Below are 18,802 nucleotides of genomic sequence, written 5' to 3' on the forward strand. Positions count from 1 at the left end.
TAGGCACTTTTTTGTGCCTGCTGATTTATCCATTAGAGATAGGTGAAGTTATGAAAGTCACGGGATTCAAGTTTCCTATCGATGCGACGCTGTACCTGATAGGTGGCAAATGGAAGTGCACGATACTGTGTCATTTGCTGGAACAGGTACAACGACCCGGCGAATTGCGCCGGTTGATGCCAGGCATTTCGCAAAAAGTATTGACCGAGCAGTTACGTGAGCTGGAAAGCGATGGCGTGATCGAGCGCATCGTTTATCCGGAGGTGCCACCGCGGGTGGAGTACAAGCCGACCGAATTTGGCTTGTCGCTAGGCGAGATTATCAATGCGATGTGCGATTGGGGGCAGGTGCACTTTGAACGCATCACGGCGGCGCGTGTGCGTCGCGATGGCGAGTAACTGAGGTCCTTTACAACCAGTACTCGAGGCGTCGCGCCATCCATTCTTTCATGCGATTTGAGAAAGGGCGTTTGTCCCATTCTTCGGCTGTGATTTCTATCGAGTTTTTCAGATCCTCGTTGAAGGCGCTTTCCATCACATCACCGAAAGCCTTATCCAGTGTGATCAGATTTACTTCTCTATTGTGCAGGAAGCTGCGCATGTCCAGATTGGTTGAGCCTATGGTGGACCAGTAGCCATCGATCACAGCGGTTTTGGCATGCAGCACCGATGCCTGCAATTCAAAGACGCGTACGCCAGCCGCCAATAGTTCTGTATAAAACGAACGACCTGCGTGCATGACCAGGCCGACATCCGACATGCCGGGGAAGACCATCTTCACATCGACACCGCGTTTCGCTGCATTGGTAATCGCTTGCACCAATTGCACATCCGGCACGAAGTAGGCATTCGTGACATGGATAGACACTTTGGCTTCCTGCATGGCGAGTGCATAGGCTTTGTACATCTCATAGTTGCCACCTGGTTCGCTGCCTATCACGCGCACCATCTTGTCGCCCATGCGTGTCAGCGGCGGGAAGTAATTTCGTTTTGAGAGGTTTTCGTTTTTCTGGCTGACCCAGGTTTGCATGAAAAGCCACTGGAAGGAAGCGACGGCCGGGCCTTCGACTTGTATATGTGTGTCACGCCATCCCAGGTCCTGGTCGCTTTGTTTCTTGTTCGAACGGAATAGTGAGCTGGATGAGTAGTCGCTGCTGATATTGATGCCGCCAGTGAATGCGATGCGACCATCGACCACCAGTATCTTGCGATGGTCACGATTGTTTAAGCGTGTCGAGAAAGCGCGCTTGAAAGGATTGACCGGGCTGAATTCCAGCAGGTTGATGCCACTGTCACGCAGTTTCTGGAAGAATTCCGGCGGTGTGCTGAGAGAGCCTATGCTGTCGTAAATGATATTGACCTGCACACCATCGCGCTGCTTTTGCATCAGCAGTTCGGCGAACTCGGTGCCTAGCGCATCTTCGTTGAAGATATAGGTCTCCAGATTGACGTGATCCTTGGCTGCGCGTATCGCCGCCAGCATCGCACGTATGGTGTCCGGGCCATCATTGAGCAAGGTGAGTTTATTGCCAGCGATGAGCGGGCTGCCAGTCGCGGCTTCTTCCAGTGCTGCCAGTTCAGGCAGGGCCACATTGTCACTGCGCAGGCGACGCGCCAGCAACGATTCGGTTTTTTCCTTGGAGAGGGTATTGCCCTGGGCGGTTTGTATGGTCGCCGAGTCTTGTGGTTGCAGCGATGTTTTGAGGTACTGCACATCGGGCAGGGAAGCGCATGCGCTCAGTGCGAGACTAAGCCCCGCGAGAGTAAGCCTAAGCAAAAAGTGATCACGCAAAAAGTGTTTGGACATTTCTTAGTGGATATTTTTGTTAGTGGTTTTAAAGGCCGATAGTTTTTTGCTTGTAAACAAATGAAAGCAAAGCCAGGGGCGCGCTTAATCTTGCCATTAAATACTGTTTATAGCAGTGTTTAATTGCATAGTTGGGTGAGGTAAATAACTTATGGATTAAGAAACCGTAAAGAAATCCGGAAAGCTGCCGATATAGCAGGAGTAGCGTCACTCCCGGCGCGTAGATGTGAGGTGGATATGGACGTAAGCAATATTGCCAGCCTGGCCAGCAGCATGGCACAGCAACGTACCAGCAACGAAGTAGCGTTGACGGTATTCAAGAAGGCTATGGATATCCAAAGCACGACAGCAACGACCTTGCTCGATGCCATTCCTAAAGTCAGCTTGCCTGCCAACATAGGACAAAACGTCAATACCACCGCCTGATTGCCGACTTCCGGATTGTGGCAAGCTATGCGACCATAGCTGCACGATACGGTGGTTAGCACAGGAGATGGCATGACGATGGAAACGGCAGATGCGGTATTGAGATTCTGGTTCGGCGACGAATCTGACGACACTAAAACCGCGACACAACAAAACAAGCTCTGGTGGTCCAAGGATACGGCAATGGACCAGGCCATCAGTGCCCGCTTCAAGGCCAGTACCCTGGCTGCCGCCAACGGCGAGCTGGATGAGTGGGCCGCGCAACCGCGTGACTTGCTGGCGCTGATCCTGCTGACGGATCAATTCCCGCGCAATATGTATCGCGGCTTGCCAACTTCATTTGCCTTCGATGCGCTGGCGCTACAATGGACGCTGATAGCGCTGGATCATGGCTTTGAACGTCATTTACGCCCGATAGAACGGGTCTTTCTTTACCTTCCGCTTGAACATTCCGAAGTGCTGGAGCATCAGCACCGTTCCGTACAATTGTTTGAACAGTTGCTGCAGGATGTGCCTGCATCGCATAAGGAAACCTTTGCTGGTTTTGTCCAGTTTGCGATCAAGCACAGGGATATCGTAGCGCGCTTCGGTCGTTTTCCGCACCGGAACGAGATCTTTGGACGTGAGACGACGGCAGAGGAGCATGCGTTTCTGCAAACGCCGGGCTCCTCGTTCTGATTTCTGATGGGAATATGCAAACAGCGGGCAGGATGCCCGCTGTTTTGTTTCAGGCTGCTACTTTTGCTACCGGCCAGGCACGCATCGCGGCAGAGGCTATCGCCAGCAGTTTATCGCGGTCGCAGGTATCTCGAGCCTGCATAGTCATACCCTGCAGCACCGCAGCATAAAAATTCGCCAGCGTGGCAGCATCTATGCTGGTCGGCAGTTCACCTTCCTGTATGCCTTGTTCTATCCGCGCCGTGATCATGCCTTCGATATTCTCGCGGCGTTCGGTCATCACGGTTTGCACATGTTCGGCAGAAGCGGAGCAATTGGTAGCGGCCATGACGACCAGGCATCCGGGCGGGTGGCTCGGACAGGTGTTATCAACGGCGCTGCTTTGCAATAAACGTTCGATGGCATCACGCGCGGTCGGTGCTTGCGCAAACATATCCTGCAGCGCGTCGCATCGTTTGGTGGAGTAGCGCTCCACCGCTTCCAGGAAGAGTTGTTCTTTGTCGCCGAAAGCCGCATACAGGCTGGGCGGCGTAATGCCCATCGCGGACGTCAGTTCGCTCAGCGACGCGGCTTCATAGCCGTAACGCCAAAACACCAGCATCGCGCGTTCCAGCGCAGCTTCGCGGTCGAAAGAGAGCGGCCGACCACCTTTTTTACGTGGTTTGTCGGTTTGTGCGGATTTATTTTCCATTTCCATAGCGATCGATAGTAAACCCCTTGACAGACGAAAACAAGCAATATACAGTCACATCATACTTTCATAGCGATCACTATGAAATATGAAAATGTCATGAAATTGAAATATTTAACGAAAATATTTTCTGGGCCTTGCGGCCATCAAGGATCGTTCTTTTAGTTTCTATCTATCAATACTTATTTACTTAGTAAACAGCGAGTGTACCAAATGAAAAACCGTCTCTACCAAATAACCGTTGTTGCTGCCAGTACGCTCGCGCTGTCTGCCGCGATGCGTAATGAGGCATTGCAAGACATGATTTACGACAGCGCTCTGACCGGCGGTGCTGTGTGGGCCGGTGCAACCGTCTCACTGGGCAACTTCGGACAGAGCCTGCCTGCCCAGCACTGAATCATGCGCAAGACCGACATCATGCCACTAATTGCCGACACGCGTCGGCTGCCTGGCATTTTGTCGTTCCCGGATCCTGCAAGCAAAGCAGCGACCGGAGGGGAAAACGCGAAGCGATGTTGATTTTTCATCTTCAGGCTTAGCCCGGCACTTCTTAACTACCTATTTTTTACAGATTACTTTTCAGGGAATGAAAATGAAAACATCGACTACTCCACGTTTTTCCCGTAGCGCCATCGCGATCGCGGTCGGCGTCTTATTGATAGTAGGCGCGGCGACGGTATCGCTCACCGGTCGCGCTGAAAAAACGCCAGCCGCAGCACCTGCCGCAGTCAGCGTCACCGTTGCCAGCGTACTGGAACGTTCGGTTACCGAATGGGATGACTTCTCCGGACGGGTAGAAGCCGTCGAGCGGGTTGAGATACGGCCACGCGTGTCCGGCACCATCGATGCCGTGCATTTCCAGGATGGCCAATTGGTGAAGAAAGGCGCTTTGCTGTTCACCATCGACCCACGTCCATATAAAGCAGAACTGGCGCGTGCCGAAGCTGCGCGTGCTGGCGCACAAGCGCGTCTGGCACTGGCCAAAACCGAACTCGAACGTACCAAGCGTTTGCTGGAAGAACGTGCAGTGGCACAACGTGAACTCGATACACGTGAAAATGCCTTGCAGGAAGCCGATGCGAATCTGAAAGCAACCGATGCAGCCGTATTGAGCGCGCGCCTGAATTTGCAATACACCGAAATCACCGCACCGGTTGCCGGTCGTGTTTCGCGCGCAGAAATCACCGTGGGTAATCTGGTCGCGACCGGCCCGACTGCACCAACGCTGACCACCGTGGTGTCGGTGTCACCGGTCTACGTCAATTTTGAAATCGATGAACCTACTTATATCCGCTATGCAGGTAATGGCACGGTTGGTAATAGCGGTGTGAACCGCGTTCCGGTTTCTATCGGCCTGACCAGCGAAGACGGCTATCCGCGCAATGGTCATGTGAAGTCCTTCGATAACCGTCTTGATACCGGTTCCGGCACGATACGTGTACGTGCCGTATTCGATAACGAAGACGGCACACTGACTCCAGGCATGTATGCGCGTGTCCGTACCGGTGATGCAAATGCGAAGAATGCATTGCTGATTGACGACAAGGCAGTCGGTACCGACCAGGACAAGAAATACGTGATGGTGGTCGGTGCTGATAACAAAGCTGTATATCGCCCGGTCAGCCTTGGTCCTATCGTCGATGGCTTGCGCGTGGTACGTAGCGGTTTGCAAAAAGACGAGCGCATCGTCGTCAACGGTTTGCAACGCATACGTCCGAATGACACGGTGACACCGGAAGTTGTGAAGATGGATGCACGTGTTGCGAGTGCCAATACAGTGAAGCCGGCAGGGCAGGCGGCTTCCAGCGCAGTCAACTAATTCAGGAACGACCTGGCTGACTACGCTCCCCACATTTAAAAAGAAAAACTGAAATGAATATCTCTCGATTTTTTATCGATCGCCCCATCTTTGCCGGCGTATTGTCGGCCATCATCCTGATCGGTGGTTTGATCTCGATGCTGAACCTGCCGATCTCTGAATATCCGGAAGTCGTGCCGCCATCCGTGGTGGTCAAAGCCAACTTCCCGGGTGCCAATCCGCAAACCATCGCGGAAACCGTATCCACCCCGATAGAAGAACAGATCAACGGCGTCGAAGGCATGTTGTACATGCAGTCGCAGGCTACCTCTGACGGTCTGATGACGCTGACCGTTACTTTCAAACTTGGTGTCTCGCCAGACCAGGCGCAGCAATTGGTGCAGAACCGCGTCAACCAGGCGTTGCCGCGCCTGCCTGACGTGGTGCAACGCCTCGGTGTGACCACGACCAAGAGCTCGCCCGACCTGACGATGGTGGTCCATCTGGTCTCGCCTAACGATCGCTACGACATGGCTTATCTGCGTAACTATGCCGTGCTGAATGTGAAGGACCGGCTGGCACGTTTGCAAGGGATAGGTGCAGTGCAATTGTTCGGCTCCGGTGACTACTCGATGCGCGTCTGGCTCGATCCACGCAAAGTAGCGGAACGTGGTTTGTCCGCCAATGATGTAGTCGATGCGATACGCCAGCAAAACGTTAACGTTGCGGCTGGTGTGATCGGTGCGTCGCCATCGGTGCCGGGTGTCGATTACCAGATCTCGGTGAATGCACAAGGTCGTCTGACGACCGAAGACGAGTTCCGCGATATCGTGATTCGTACGTCGCCGGATGGTGTCGTCACACGTTTACGTGATGTGGCACGGGTTGAGTTGGGCGCGAGCGAGTACGCTTTGCGTTCCCTGCTGAACAATAAGTCGGCGGTCGCGATTCCTATCTTCCAGTCACCTGGCTCCAACGCACTCGATATTTCGAATAATGTGCGCAAGACCATGATTGAGCTGAAGAAAGATATGCCGGAAGGCGTCGATTACAGCATCGTCTATGATCCGACCCAGTTCGTACGTGCATCGATCAAAGCGGTGGTACATACCCTGCTGGAAGCGATCCTGCTGGTCGTGATCGTCGTGATCATCTTCCTGCAAACCTGGCGTGCATCCATTATTCCTTTGCTGGCGGTACCGGTCTCGGTCATCGGTACGTTCGCAGTGATGATGGGGCTGGGCTTTTCGATCAATGCGCTCAGTCTGTTCGGACTGGTGCTGGCAATCGGTATCGTGGTCGATGATGCGATTGTGGTGGTGGAGAACGTCGAGCGGAATATTGAAGACGGTCTGACCGCACGCGAAGCAACGTATAAGGCGATGCGCGAAGTGTCGGGGCCGATTATCGCGATTGCGCTGACCTTGTCGGCAGTGTTCGTGCCACTCGCATTTGTCAGCGGCCTGACTGGTCAATTCTTTAAGCAGTTCGCATTGACGATCGCGATTTCGACTGTGATCTCGGCGTTCAATTCGCTGACCTTGTCGCCTGCCTTGGCTGCCTTGCTGCTGAAGAGCCACGGTGCGCCTAAAGACAAATTCCAGTTAGCGATTGATCGGGCGTTTGGCTGGTTCTTTGTCCGCTTCAATAAAGTATTCCATCGCGGTTCGGAAAACTACGGTGGTGGTGTAACCGGCATCCTGAAACGCAAGACAGTTGCACTGGGTGTGTATGCCGCACTGATAGGTGCGACCATGTTCCTGTTCCATCATGTACCGGCCGGCTTTATTCCTGGCCAGGATAAACAGTACCTGGTTGGTTTCGCACAATTGCCGGATGCATCGTCGCTGGATCGTACTGAAGACGTAATTCGTCAAATGTCTGAAATCGGTATGAAGACACCGGGCGTGGAATCCGCGGTAGCGTTCCCTGGCTTGTCGATTAACGGTTTCGTTAACAGCCCGAGCTCCGGCATTGTATTTATGACGCTCAAACCGTTTGACGAACGTCGCAGCAAAGACCTGAGCGGCCCGGCGATTGCACAGAAGCTGAACCAGCAAATGTCTGGCATCAAAGGCGCTTACATTGCGATGTTCCCGCCACCACCAGTGCAGGGCCTGGGTACCATCGGTGGCTTCAAGCTACAGATCCAGGACCGTGGTGCATTGGGCAAGGAAGCATTGGATGATGCGTTGAAAGCCTTCCTGGCCAAAGCCTACCAGGCACCTGAGCTGGCTGGCATGTTCTCCAGCTATCAAATCAACGTGCCGCAACTGTATGCGAACCTGGATCGCACCCGAGCCCAGCAACTGGGGCTGTCGGTACCGGCGGTGTTCGATACCTTGCAGGTTTACCTCGGTTCGCTGTACGTCAACGACTTTAATAAATTCGGTCGTACCTTCCAGGTGCGCGTGCAAGCAGATGCACCGTTCCGTGCCCATGCTGAAGACGTCGGTTTGCTGAAAGCGCGTAACAAGAATGGCGAAATGGTGCCTTTGTCGTCGGTACTGAAAATGACACAGAGCTACGGCCCTGATCAATTCATCCGCTACAACGGTTTCCCGGCAGCGGACGTGAATGGCGGTCCGGCTCCTGGTTACAGCACCGGTCAGGCGCAGGCAGTGGTAGAGCGCTTGCTGGCAGAAACACTGCCACGCGGCATCAGCTATGAATGGACCGAGATCACGTATCAGGACAAGATCGCTGGCGATACCTTGTTTGTGATCTTGCCGTTGGCGATGCTGCTGGTGTTCTTCGTGCTGGCTGCGCAGTATGAAAGCCTGACCTTGCCGCTGGCGGTGTTGCTGATCGTCCCTATGGGCTTGCTGTCGGCCATCTTCGGTGTCTGGTTGACGGGTGGCGACAATAACATCTTCACGCAGATCAGTCTGATCGTGCTGGTGGGGCTGGCCTGTAAGAATGCGATTCTGATCGTCGAGTTTGCGCGTGAACTGGAGCATCAGGGACGTGGCATCTACGAAGCAGCGATTGAAGCAGCGCGCTTGCGTCTGCGTCCTATCCTGATGACGTCGATTGCGTTTATCGCTGGTGTGGTACCGCTGATCCTGTCGACCGGTGCGGGTGCAGAGATGCGTCATGCGATGGGTGTGGCAGTGTTCTCCGGCATGATAGGTGTGACTGCGTTTGGCTTGTTTCTGACGCCTATCTTCTACGTGCTGTTGCGTACGCTGGAAAAGAAATTTACCCGCAAGAAGGTGGTGGAAGATGAAGCGTATGTCGCACATCACGCCCCGGTTGCGGTAGCGGATACTCCGCACAATTACGAGGTGTGATGATGAAGAAATTTAATTTATCTCTGAGCACGATGGTGGCGACGCTGGTACTGGCCGGTTGCTCGACGGCGCGGCCGCCGGAACAGCTCAAGCTGGATTTGCCGACAGCCTACCGTGAGCAAGCCACTGCGCTGGATGGCGCATGGAAGCTGGCAGCACCGGCCGACAATAAAGATCGGGGTGCCTGGTGGAAGGTGTTTGGCGACGATCAATTGAGTGAGCTGATCGTGGAAGCAGGCAAGGCCAATCTGAATCTGGCGATTGCTCTGGCGCGTGTGAAAGATGCACGTGCGATTGCCGGTGTGGTCGATGCAGATCGCGGCGTGCAGGTAGACGTTGGTGTCGGCCCGACCCGCAGTGGCAATGCGCAAGCTGCCAGCACTACTTATCGTGCACCTTTGAGTTTCGGCTATGAAGTGGATTTGTTTGGCCGTCTGTCCGATGCCAGCCGTGCCGCCAAGCTGGATGCGGAAGGGCAGGAAGCGGCTTACCGTTCGGTTCTGCTGGCTTTGCAGTCTGACGTCGCGCAACAGTACTTCACGATACGTTCGCTGGATTCGGAACTGGAAGTCTTGCAAAAGACCGTGTCCTTGCGCCAGGAAGCACTGGAGCTGACACAGCATCGCTACAAGGCCGGTGACACCAGCGAGCTGGAAGTAGCGCAGGCGAAGACTGAATGGGCCACGACCAGTGCTGAACTGGAAGGCGTCAAGCGTCAACGTGCGCAACGTGACCATGCATTGGCGATTTTGCTGGGCAAGGCTCCGGCTGAATTCACCTTGCCTGCCGCGCCACTGGCGGCGGCCGTGGTGACGGTGCCGTCTGGTTTGCCGTCCGATTTGCTGGAACGTCGTCCTGACATCGCCCAGGCGCAGCGTCAGCTGGCAGCTTCCAGTGCACGTATAGGCGCGGCCAAGGCAGCGTTCTTCCCGAAACTGCTGCTGACCGGATCGGCTGGTTACGAGTCGAATGAATTGCGCGATTTGTTCAAATGGTCGAGCCGCAGCTGGATGCTGGGTCCGGTAGTTGGCACCATACTCAGCATGCCTTTGTTTGACGGTGGTCGTAACCGCTCGAACCTGGAACGTGCCGATGCCAACTACGAAGCGCTGGTTGCCAACTATCGTCAACAAGTACTGGTCGGCTTCCAGGATGTCGAAGACAACCTGACCGCTTTGCGGACGCTGGATCGTCAGCTGCAGTTCGAAGACCAAGCCGTCAGCTCGGCGCAACTGGCCGCACGTCTGGCTGATTCACGTTATCGCTATGGTTCGGCCAGCTACTTTGAAGTGATCGATGCGCAGCGTTCCAGCCTGTCGACACAACGTTCGAAGATACGCAGTACCGGTCAGCGCGCCATCGCATCAGTGGGCCTGATACGTGCACTCGGTGGCGGCTGGGATACGCCCGCCGCCAAGGATGGCCTGGCACTGGCAGTCCAGCCATAAGTAAAGTTTGCGAGGTGCTGTAGTTGACGCCGATTGGAAGCAGTTTTCCAGTCGGCGTTTTTTTATCTGCTCACGGTTGTGTACATCTGCCCGGCTGGTTTTCCATCCGGCAATGCCTGCTCCCATCTTTATGTGATGATCTTCACTTTTGCTTGCAATTGTTTGCGGCAAACTGCTGCCGTAAAAACGCGCCTTGCGATAATATGATGCAGCTATCGCAGTTCGGATAAGAATCGCACCATCCCACACATCGCTTATATTGAGGAGACAGCATGCTCAACCATCATTTTTCCAAAACGGCACTGGCAGTTTCATTGAGCCTGGTCGTTTCCGTGGCGTTTGCCGCATCACTGGCAGACCTGAGCAACAAGGACGCCACGAGTGGCGTCAAAGCGGCGCTGGAAAAAGGCGCAACCGTCGCCGTCTCCAAACTCGGTGTGGAAAACGGCTTCCTGAATAATGAAAAAGTAAAAATCGGTTTGCCCAGCGTGGTTGAAAAAGCGATGCCTATCCTGAAGATGACAGGGCAGGGCAAGAAAGTGGAAGAGTTGCAGGTGTCGATGAATCACGCAGCAGAATCAGCGGTCGCATTGGCCAAACCATTGTTGCTGGATGCGGTGAAATCGATGTCGGTATCCGACGCGAAAAATATCCTGACCGGGGGCGATACGTCAGTCACTGATTTCTTCCGGCAAAAAACAGCGACGCCATTAGGTGCGCAATTCCTGCCCGTCGTTAAAAAGATCACGGATAAGAATGGGCTGGCACCGCAGTACAACGCGATCATGGGCAAGGTAGGTTCCAGCGGTCTGGTGTCGCAAGATGAAACCACCGTCGAAGGCTACGTTACCAAACGCGCACTCGATGGCTTGTACACGATGATCGGCGAAGAAGAGAAAGCGATACGCCAGGATCCAGTTGGTGCCGGTAGTGCCATCCTGGGCAAAGTCTTCGGCGCCTTGAAGTAAGCGCGCGTTTAACTTTCAAAAATGGCCGGCGGCTCATATGAGTCCGTCGGCCAAAGTATTTTTAGCGACCGCATCGAACACCAGTATCGGCGCTTGCGCATTCGTAGAGACAGGCGGAGGTTCGATAGCCTGATTCTGCGCATTGCGTTCATTGCGTCTGTATTCGATCGGCGAGATCTGCAAATGCTTGCGGAATAGTTTGGAGACATGCTCGCCATTTAAAAAGCCACAACGCCGGGCTATTTTATCGACTGGTAAATCTGTCCGCGCCAATTGCTGACGTACTGCATCGAGACGCAGGTGTAGCAGAAATTCATGAGGTGTCCATCCGGTTTCGCGTTTGAACTGCCGCTGGAAATTACGTTCGCTCATCGAAACATAGTTGGCTGCATCGATGATGCTGATCGCTTCTGCCATATGCTCGACAAACCAGCGCGACGCTTGCTGTATCTTTGTGCAGCTTACAGGCTCGGTGATTTTTGTCGGTCTGACTGGAATCTGTTCACGTCGACGCTGCGTTACCTGCAGGCTTTCAGCGACACGTTTGGCGACGCTGCTGCCTAAATCATCTTCCAGGAAAGTAAGTGCGAGATCCGTCGCCATGCCGACATCGCTGGCAGTAAATATCCCGTCATCTTCAGTAGTGTTGGCATCACGCTCGACTTTAATCTGCGGAAATTCTCGTATCAATTTATCTTGCAGTGCCCAATGTGTGGTCGCACGTTTCTGATCCAGCAAACCTGCTGCTGCCATCACGAAGACGCCGGTACATACTGCGCCTATGCGTCTTACATTGGCATTCGCATCCTGCAGCCAGCCAACCAGACCCGGATCACGATAAGCATCAAAGTTGCCGGTGCCGCTGGCTATCAAGATTGTGTCGAAGTTGTGGTTGTCGTGTGGGGGCAGAGGAAGAGTCATGATCTGCACGCAAGTGGAAGATCGTATGATGCCGCCGTTGAGAGACAGCAATGAAATTGCATATCCGGACTGACCTGCAAAGACTGAGGAAATTAATCTGTCTCCGACGCCGAACACATCTGCTGCACCAATTACGTCAGCAAGTATGACGCCTTCAAAAACGATGATTCCTATGTGCCTGATGGTCCGTGTAGATTCGGATAGAGCCGGTAACTTGAAAGACATTTGTTCCATGTCATATCTCCCGCCTAACTTATATTCTTATTTCTTCTATTCACTAAATAAAAAGTATATTGCCGGTGAATAATAATTTTAGAAGTCGATGAAGGTGAGATGATTGCCTAAGGTCATGATTAAAATCACCTTTTAAATATATGCTTATTTAATCCAGAGTGCACTTATTTTTGCTGTGAAGCACATTACGATTTGTGAACCTTTGTTTCGCATTACTTGCTCTCAAGCATGTCTTTCAAACGAGCATTCTCCAGAGCAAGTTCTGCGACGATTTGTTTAAGCTTGTTATTCTCTTCCTGCAGGCATTTCAAGTCTTGCGGAAAGCCGGGCAGTGCGCTGTAACGTTTCTTCCAATCAAGAAACGTATGCTCGGATACACCGGCTTGCCGCAAGACATCTTCCAATGGAATGCCTAGTTCTTCTTGCTTCAAGGCAGCTGCGATCTGATCGCTGGTTATCGTTCGCTTCATCGCAGGGCCTTTGTTTCTGTTGATTACAGGAATTGTTTCTCTCAGAAAATTACAGCTGTGTACACTTGCTCAAGGCAATGGTTCCAGGCCCATGCGTTTGCGTACGATAGGGTCTGTATATTGGTCAGCCGAGCTTTGCATAACGGAATAAGTCTGCACAGGGTTAGCTGCATCTTGTTTCGGCGCGCTAGGGCAGGAACGACCGGTTGCTTCTATGGCCTTGCGATTGGCTTCGCTTTGGCATAGCAGTGCAAGCGCTACATCATTCATACCCATCGCACGGAATTCCCTCGAATCGAGACGACGTACGCAAGCTTCATCAACCATGGTGATACCGCCAGTCAAGCCGAAGCCGACTGCAGATACACCGAGGGACACAGAACCCATGCAGGTATCCGACAAGGTTGTGGTCAACGATGGAGCAAGTACGCCAGGTACATTTTTAACGGTGTAGCTGCCGCCGTAGTCGACGGTCGCTTTAGTATTGTTGGCGCTGCTGCCGGGTGCTCCGACTTCGCCTAATGCTGCTGCCCCAGTTCCGCCACCGCCGGTGCCGGCATTCACTGAGACATTCACATTTGACGCGCCGCCGCTTGCTGAACCTCCGGTTGCACTACCGCCGGTTGCCGCGCCACCCGCACCGCCTGCACCGCCGGTTGCAGATGAAGAAGAATTGGATGTGGGGACTGCAGTGGCGCCTGATCCGGAGCCAGATCCACCATGTCCGTGCGGGCTTCCTGCCCATGCTGGCAAGGCAAACATTGAGGCTACCAGCAGGCCTATAAGATTGCTTTTCATGGCTGCTCCATCACAATGACGACTCTTTTAAATGAGGAAGAGAGTTGCCTCTCTTCCTGCTTGGCTATCTGTTCGATAGCTGAGTTGCTTCTGGCTTAGTGAGTAGCGATTGCAGCCGAATTGCCGCCATTGCCACCATTGCCGCCAAACGCTGCACCGCTCTTCGTATCGCCGCCGATAGTCACCGACTTGCCATTGCCGGCGTAGTTGCCGTTGCCGCTGCCGGAGGCTGCGTCACCGGTGGACGATTGTGTTTGTCCGCCGACTGCAAGGGAATTGCCGTTGAATTTCTGCGTTGCTGCTGCATCGCCAGCCTTTGCGCTGCCACCACCGCTGCCGCTATTGTGGCTTTGTCCGCCACGGTTGCCGTGGCCGCCACCGGATGGTGCTGCTGCTCCGACTTTAGCGGTGTTGCTGACGGTGGCATTTGTGTCGCCACCGAATGACTTAACACCGCCGGTACCTGTCCAGTTACCACCAGTGTTTGCCGTGCCGCCGGAGTTGTTTTGGTTTGCATTCCCGCCGCTGGCGTTGCCGCCTGTGGTCGAGCCGCCTGTAACGTTCCCTGATGTTGCGCTGCCACCGGCACCACCAGCGCCGCCGACTGAGGCTGCTGATATGTTGCCGCTAGGTGCTGGCATGGAAGGACCCCCATAACCACCATGGCCGCCACCTGCAAATGCAGCTGCTGCGAACAATGAGGTGATGGCTGCTGCAATGATGTGCTGTTTCATTTTTGATTCTCCTGAATGTGGATAGAGTGTTGTTTACCTTGATGTCTCATTCAAAGTCACCGGAGGACAGATAGAAAAGTATTTGAATTAACACCTGTCTTCGGATCAATCCACTTGTGCCAGCGGCCTACTGGTTTCGTTTGGATTGGCTTGATATTAGGTCGCGGAATCTTTTTCTTAGCGACAAAACCTTGGCTGCTTCAGACACCGACGCGTGGCGGGTTTTGACAGATTGTTGACAGATGTTTGTGATGTATTAGTAGGTATTTTTGATGTGTATAGGCTGCTATATGAAGTAAAAATTCGTGCTTAAAATTTAGGCATTTTCATAGAGAGAAGTACGCAATTTTTATTTTTGTTTTTGCGTGCTTGCTGATGATTTTTTATGCGTGAAGAATTTGATAAACGACGAAAAAAAAGCACCCGTTAAAAACGGGTGCTTGTCGTTTTGATTGCAAAATAAATGGCGCAATACAGATCGTTCTATCTATGTCGACGTTTGTAAATTCATGCGTGAATTATTTTTTTCAAAAACCTTCGAGTACGATTTTACCTTTGGCTGTATTGCTCTCGAGCAATGAGTGCGCGCGTTTCAGATTGGCTGCATTAATGGTGCCGAAATTTTCCGCGACCGTGGTTTTGATGGTTCCTGCGTCGATCAGGCGCGCGACTTCATTCAGCAATTCGTGTTGCTTGTGCATGTCGGCTGTGGCGAACAGGGCGCGTGTGAACATGAATTCCCAATGCAGGGAGATGCTCTTGCGTTTCAGCAAGCGGCAATCCAGCGCGACCGGATCATCGATCAGGGCCAGCTTGCCTTGTGGTGCAAGCGCTTCGACTATCTCTGCAAAATGCTGATCAGTCTGGTTCAGACTGGCGACGTATTTAACATTGTCGATGCCGATTTTTTTCAATTCCTGACTTAAGGGGAGTGCATGATCGATGACGTGATGCGCGCCGAGTTCGCGTACCCATTGCTGTGTTTGCGGGCGTGAAGCGGTACCGATCACCGTCAGGCCGGTCAGTTGGCGCGCCAGTTGCACCAGGATGGAACCGACGCCACCAGCGGCACCGATGATGAGGATGGCCTCCTTGCTGTCGGTCTGGACTTCAAGCCGTTCGAACAAGAGTTCCCATGCCGTGATCGCGGTCAGGGGCAGGGCGGCGGCTTGTGCAAAGTCCAGTGAGGCGGGCATATGGCCGGTAATGAATTCATCGACCAGGTGCAACTCGCTATTGGTGCCCGGACGTGCAATTGATCCGGCATAGAACACGCGATCACCCGGTTTGAACAAGGTCACTGCGTCGCCGACTGCACGCACGATGCCGGCGGCATCCCAGCCTATAACTTTGTATTCACCATCTGGCGGTGTGGCGCTGCTGCGTACTTTGACGTCGACCGGATTCACCGAGATGGCCTGGACTTCCACCAGCAGGTCATGGCCGCTGGCGACCGGGGCGGGCAGGGTGACGTCGAGCAATGAGTTTTGATCCTTGATCGGCAATGCTTGTTGATAGGCGACGGCTTTCATGCTGGGCTTCCTTTTAAAAATGAATGGCTAGGCGGTGATTTACAAGCTCATGCACGCAGTTTCCGCTATATTCTCTTTATTGAAAATACGTTGAATTCACTATCACTTTCAAAAATAAAATGAAAATACCGCGTATTGAGGATTTAATGCTTTTCGTTCGTGCTGCCGATTGCGGCGGCTTGTCGGCCGCTGCACGCGAACTGGATATCGCTCCGGCTGCTGCCAGTGCTGCGCTCAAGCGTCTGGAAGCGGCCTTGGGGGCGCGCCTGTTCGTCCGCTCTACGCGTAGTTTACGGCTGACGACGGATGGTGAACGTTATCTGGTACACGCGCGTGCGGTATTGCTGGCAGTCGACGAAGGTGCGGCCAGCGTGGCGCGTGATGCGCAAACGATAGGTGGTGATTTGAGTTTGTCTATTCCGTCTGATCTCGGGCGCAATGTGATGTTGCCGTGGCTGGATGAGTTCCAGGCGCAGCATCCGGCCATACGTTTGCGTATACGAATCAGCGACCGGCTGGCTGACCTGTATCGCCAGACGATAGATGTGGCGATACGGTATGGCGAGCCGGAAGATTCCGGCATGGTGGCTTTGCCGCTGGCGCCGGATAACCGGCGCGTGCTGTGTGCGTCACCGGCTTATTTCAAACGGCATGCTGCGCCGAAGAAGCTGAGCGACCTGCAATTGCATAATTGCCTGCGCTTTGTGTTGGGCGATGCGATCCATGAGCGCTGGGATTTCTGGCGCAACAAGAAAATGGAAACCATCGTGGTGGACGGTGATCGCATCAGCGATGACGGCGACTTGGTGCGGCGCTGGGCGCTGGCAGGGAATGGCCTGGCTTATAAGTCGCGGCTTGATGTCAGCAACGATTTGAAGAAGGGACGCCTGATAGCTGCGTTAAGCAACTATCAGGGTGAACTCGCGCCGTTGAACCTCGTGTGCGCGCATCGATTGATGCTGTCACCAGCGGTAGTCAGCTTGCGCGATTTCCTGCGTCAGCACCTGGAGCAACTGAAGGAAAATTGAGCGGAAGAGCTGAAGTCAGTCAGCTCAGATTTTCATGTCGTTCTTGATCCAGGCTAAGACCGAAGTATGCGTTGGTTTCCAGCCCAGTTCCTGGCGTGCCAGTGCGGCGGTAACACGGCTGTTGGAACCAAAGGAGTAGACGGCGTGACCGAAGCCCCATTCCTTGATGGCTTCTTCTACTGGCCATGATTGCGGCTCACCCAGTTGCAGGCGTTGTGCGATAGCGGTAACGATCTCGGCATACGATGCTTCACCATTTTCCACAAAGTAGAAGGAACCGGCGGGCGCTTTTTTCAGGGCGAGCAGATACAGCTCGACCACATCCTTGATATGCACGTTGGACCAGACGTTGACACCGTTGCCGACGTAACGTGCGATGCCACTTTTTTTCGCTTGTGCGACCAGCGGTGGGATTTGCACGCTGTCAGGGCTGGCACCGAGGCCGGTACCGTAGATCATGGTGTTGCACAGGATGACGGAACGTACATCGCGTTTGGCTGCGTCGCGTATCAATTGATCGAGGGAAGCACGTGCGGCTTTTTCCGGTACGACCGCGACGGGTGTGTCTTCCGCATAGACCTTGTCCGATTTCCATACACCCCGTGCATCGTCGCCGACCACGCTGGAGCCGCTGGTGTGGATGAAGGCCTTGCCGGAGCCAGCCAGCGCGTCCAGCATGGCTTCGACTGATGGTCGGTGATCCGAGCTGGCGGCATTGATGACGGCATCTGCCTGCTGGGCTTCACGCGCCAGGATGGCGGCGTCGTCGAGCGTGCCGATGACCGGTTCTATGCCCAGTTGTTTTACTTTTTCTGCCTGTTCTGCGGTGCGCACCAGGCCGCGTACGGCATAGCCTTCCTGCAACAAACGCGCTGCGACCGAACCGCCGATATAACCTGCTGCACCGGTAATAAATACTTTCATAATCTTGTCCTTGTGTAGGTAGCGCTGCACGGCTTGCGTATAGCGCCAGGTGTCCGGGTTTCCAGGCTATTGCCGGGAACTGATGGTCACACTATGCCGGTATTTATTGTTGAGAAAAATAGCTGTACTATCAAATAATATTTGCGTTTGAGTCAATAATAGGTGTCGACTATGGAAATCAATTCAGACGATTTAAAGACCTTTGTTGCGGTGATAGATAGTGGCACCTTAGGCGCCGCTGCGCGGCACCTGGGTCTGACCACATCGGCCGTGAGCCGCACCTTGTCGCGGCTGGAAGAAAAACTGGCAACGACTCTGCTGACCCGCACCACGCGCCGCATGGAGCTGACCGACGAAGGGCGGCTCTTGCTGAACCAGGCGCGTAGCATCCTGGCGGCGATGGATGAAGCCGAGGAGGCGATACGCGTGCGGCGGCAGCGTCCGAGCGGTCGCTTGCGCATCGATGCCGCTTCTCCTTTCATCCTGCATGTGATCGTGCCGCATGTGGCGGAGTTTCGCGCGCTGTATCCGGACATCACACTGGAACTGACCAGCAATGACCAGATTGCCGATTTGCTGGAGCATAGAACCGATATCGCGATACGGGTCGGTGAATTGACGGATTCACCCTTGCATGCGCGCCCGCTGCGTTCCGGTCCAATGGCAATCCTGGCCAGTCCGGACTATCTGAAAAAACATGGCGTGCCGAAAAAACCTGCCGATCTGGCGCAGCATCAGACGCTGGGCTTTCTGCAGTACGAGACGGGGAATAGCTGGCCTTTGCGGCACGACGGTGGAGAGTGGCTGGCAATTACACCAGCCATTCTTGCATCCAGTGGCGAAACCTTGCGCGCACTGGCCTTGGCCGGTCAGGGCATCGCCTGCCTGTCGGAATTCATGACGCAGAAGGATATAGCGGCCGGGATGCTGGTGCCCGTACTCGGTAAGTATTACACCGGTTATCAGCGGCCCATCCATGCTGTGTATTACCGCAATACACAGCTGTCACGCCGTATCAGTTGTTTCCTCGAATTCCTGCAACAGAAGATGTGA

Annotated in this window: 18 protein-coding genes; 10 read left to right on the forward strand and 8 right to left on the reverse strand. The window is 53.9% G+C overall.

Annotation, left to right across the window (positions count from 1 at the left end):
• Positions 1-50: 50 nt before the first annotated feature.
• Entirely contained in the window at positions 51-398 is a 348-nt protein-coding gene (locus H7U06_RS14420) for a helix-turn-helix domain-containing protein (protein WP_175626785.1), read from the forward strand.
• Between the two features lie 10 nt (positions 399-408).
• On the opposite strand, the gene cls is transcribed toward H7U06_RS14420, so the two are convergent.
• Positions 409-1,806, reverse strand: coding sequence for a cardiolipin synthase (gene cls, locus H7U06_RS14425; protein WP_175626786.1), 1,398 nt, complete (start codon positions 1,804-1,806; stop codon positions 409-411).
• Positions 1,807-2,043: 237 nt separating this feature from the next.
• Here cls and H7U06_RS14430 point away from each other — a divergent pair, with 237 nt between their 5' ends.
• Both H7U06_RS14430 and H7U06_RS14435 read left to right on the forward strand, forming a co-directional pair.
• Entirely contained in the window at positions 2,044-2,232 is a 189-nt protein-coding gene (locus tag H7U06_RS14430) for a YjfB family protein (RefSeq protein WP_124573964.1), read from the forward strand.
• A 72-nt stretch (positions 2,233-2,304) separates the two neighbouring features.
• Entirely contained in the window at positions 2,305-2,910 is a 606-nt protein-coding gene (locus H7U06_RS14435; RefSeq protein WP_217703469.1) for a DUF924 family protein, read from the forward strand.
• Between the two features lie 49 nt (positions 2,911-2,959).
• Here H7U06_RS14435 and H7U06_RS14440 read toward each other — a convergent pair whose 3' ends face one another.
• Positions 2,960-3,601 (reverse strand): TetR/AcrR family transcriptional regulator, encoded by a 642-nt coding sequence (locus tag H7U06_RS14440; RefSeq protein ID WP_175626787.1) that lies wholly within the window; start codon positions 3,599-3,601, stop codon positions 2,960-2,962.
• 213 nt (positions 3,602-3,814) lie between these two features.
• On the opposite strand from H7U06_RS14440, the gene H7U06_RS14445 reads away from it, so the two are divergent.
• The 5 genes from H7U06_RS14445 (at position 3,815) to H7U06_RS14465 (ending at position 11,108) form a co-directional block, all read left to right on the forward strand.
• Positions 3,815-3,997, forward strand: coding sequence for a hypothetical protein (locus H7U06_RS14445; RefSeq protein WP_175626788.1), 183 nt, complete (start codon positions 3,815-3,817; stop codon positions 3,995-3,997).
• Between the two features lie 196 nt (positions 3,998-4,193).
• Positions 4,194-5,420 (forward strand): efflux RND transporter periplasmic adaptor subunit, encoded by a 1,227-nt coding sequence (locus tag H7U06_RS14450; protein WP_175626789.1) that lies wholly within the window; start codon positions 4,194-4,196, stop codon positions 5,418-5,420.
• A 53-nt stretch (positions 5,421-5,473) separates the two neighbouring features.
• Entirely contained in the window at positions 5,474-8,692 is a 3,219-nt protein-coding gene (locus H7U06_RS14455) for an efflux RND transporter permease subunit (RefSeq protein WP_175626790.1), read from the forward strand.
• A gap of 2 nt (positions 8,693-8,694) precedes the next feature.
• The gene (locus tag H7U06_RS14460; RefSeq protein ID WP_175626878.1) at positions 8,695-10,140 is read left to right on the forward strand and encodes an efflux transporter outer membrane subunit; all 1,446 of its coding nucleotides are present in this window, start codon (positions 8,695-8,697) and stop codon (positions 10,138-10,140) included.
• Positions 10,141-10,412: 272 nt separating this feature from the next.
• Entirely contained in the window at positions 10,413-11,108 is a 696-nt protein-coding gene (locus tag H7U06_RS14465; RefSeq protein WP_175626791.1) for a DUF4197 domain-containing protein, read from the forward strand.
• A gap of 33 nt (positions 11,109-11,141) precedes the next feature.
• Here the strand turns inward: H7U06_RS14465 and H7U06_RS14470 are convergent, their stop codons facing one another.
• The 5 genes from H7U06_RS14470 to H7U06_RS14490 form a co-directional block, all read right to left on the reverse strand.
• Positions 11,142-12,263: a GlxA family transcriptional regulator gene (locus tag H7U06_RS14470; protein WP_175626792.1), complete on the reverse strand. Its 1,122-nt coding sequence runs from the start codon at positions 12,261-12,263 to the stop codon at positions 11,142-11,144.
• Positions 12,264-12,475: 212 nt separating this feature from the next.
• Positions 12,476-12,733 (reverse strand): transposase, encoded by a 258-nt coding sequence (locus H7U06_RS14475; protein ID WP_124573971.1) that lies wholly within the window; start codon positions 12,731-12,733, stop codon positions 12,476-12,478.
• A gap of 69 nt (positions 12,734-12,802) precedes the next feature.
• On the reverse strand, positions 12,803-13,531 hold the full coding sequence (locus tag H7U06_RS14480; RefSeq protein WP_175626794.1) for a histidine kinase: 729 nt from the start codon (positions 13,529-13,531) through the stop codon (positions 12,803-12,805).
• Positions 13,532-13,626: 95 nt separating this feature from the next.
• On the reverse strand, positions 13,627-14,265 hold the full coding sequence (locus H7U06_RS16345) for a hypothetical protein (protein WP_175626795.1): 639 nt from the start codon (positions 14,263-14,265) through the stop codon (positions 13,627-13,629).
• A 527-nt stretch (positions 14,266-14,792) separates the two neighbouring features.
• A complete protein-coding gene (locus H7U06_RS14490; RefSeq protein ID WP_175626796.1) occupies positions 14,793-15,797 on the reverse strand; it encodes a zinc-binding alcohol dehydrogenase family protein in 1,005 nt (334 codons plus the stop codon).
• A gap of 125 nt (positions 15,798-15,922) precedes the next feature.
• Between H7U06_RS14490 and H7U06_RS14495 the strand changes: the two genes are divergently transcribed.
• Positions 15,923-16,825 (forward strand): LysR family transcriptional regulator, encoded by a 903-nt coding sequence (locus H7U06_RS14495; RefSeq protein WP_175626879.1) that lies wholly within the window; start codon positions 15,923-15,925, stop codon positions 16,823-16,825.
• A gap of 24 nt (positions 16,826-16,849) precedes the next feature.
• On the opposite strand, the gene H7U06_RS14500 is transcribed toward H7U06_RS14495, so the two are convergent.
• On the reverse strand, positions 16,850-17,749 hold the full coding sequence (locus tag H7U06_RS14500) for an NAD-dependent epimerase/dehydratase family protein (protein WP_175626797.1): 900 nt from the start codon (positions 17,747-17,749) through the stop codon (positions 16,850-16,852).
• Positions 17,750-17,920: 171 nt separating this feature from the next.
• On the opposite strand from H7U06_RS14500, the gene H7U06_RS14505 reads away from it, so the two are divergent.
• Complete coding sequence (locus H7U06_RS14505) at positions 17,921-18,802, forward strand: LysR substrate-binding domain-containing protein (protein ID WP_175626798.1); 882 nt, start codon at positions 17,921-17,923, stop codon at positions 18,800-18,802.

The organism is Herminiimonas sp. Marseille-P9896, assembly GCF_903993245.1.
Lineage (GTDB): Bacteria > Pseudomonadota > Gammaproteobacteria > Burkholderiales > Burkholderiaceae_D > Oxalicibacterium > Oxalicibacterium contaminans.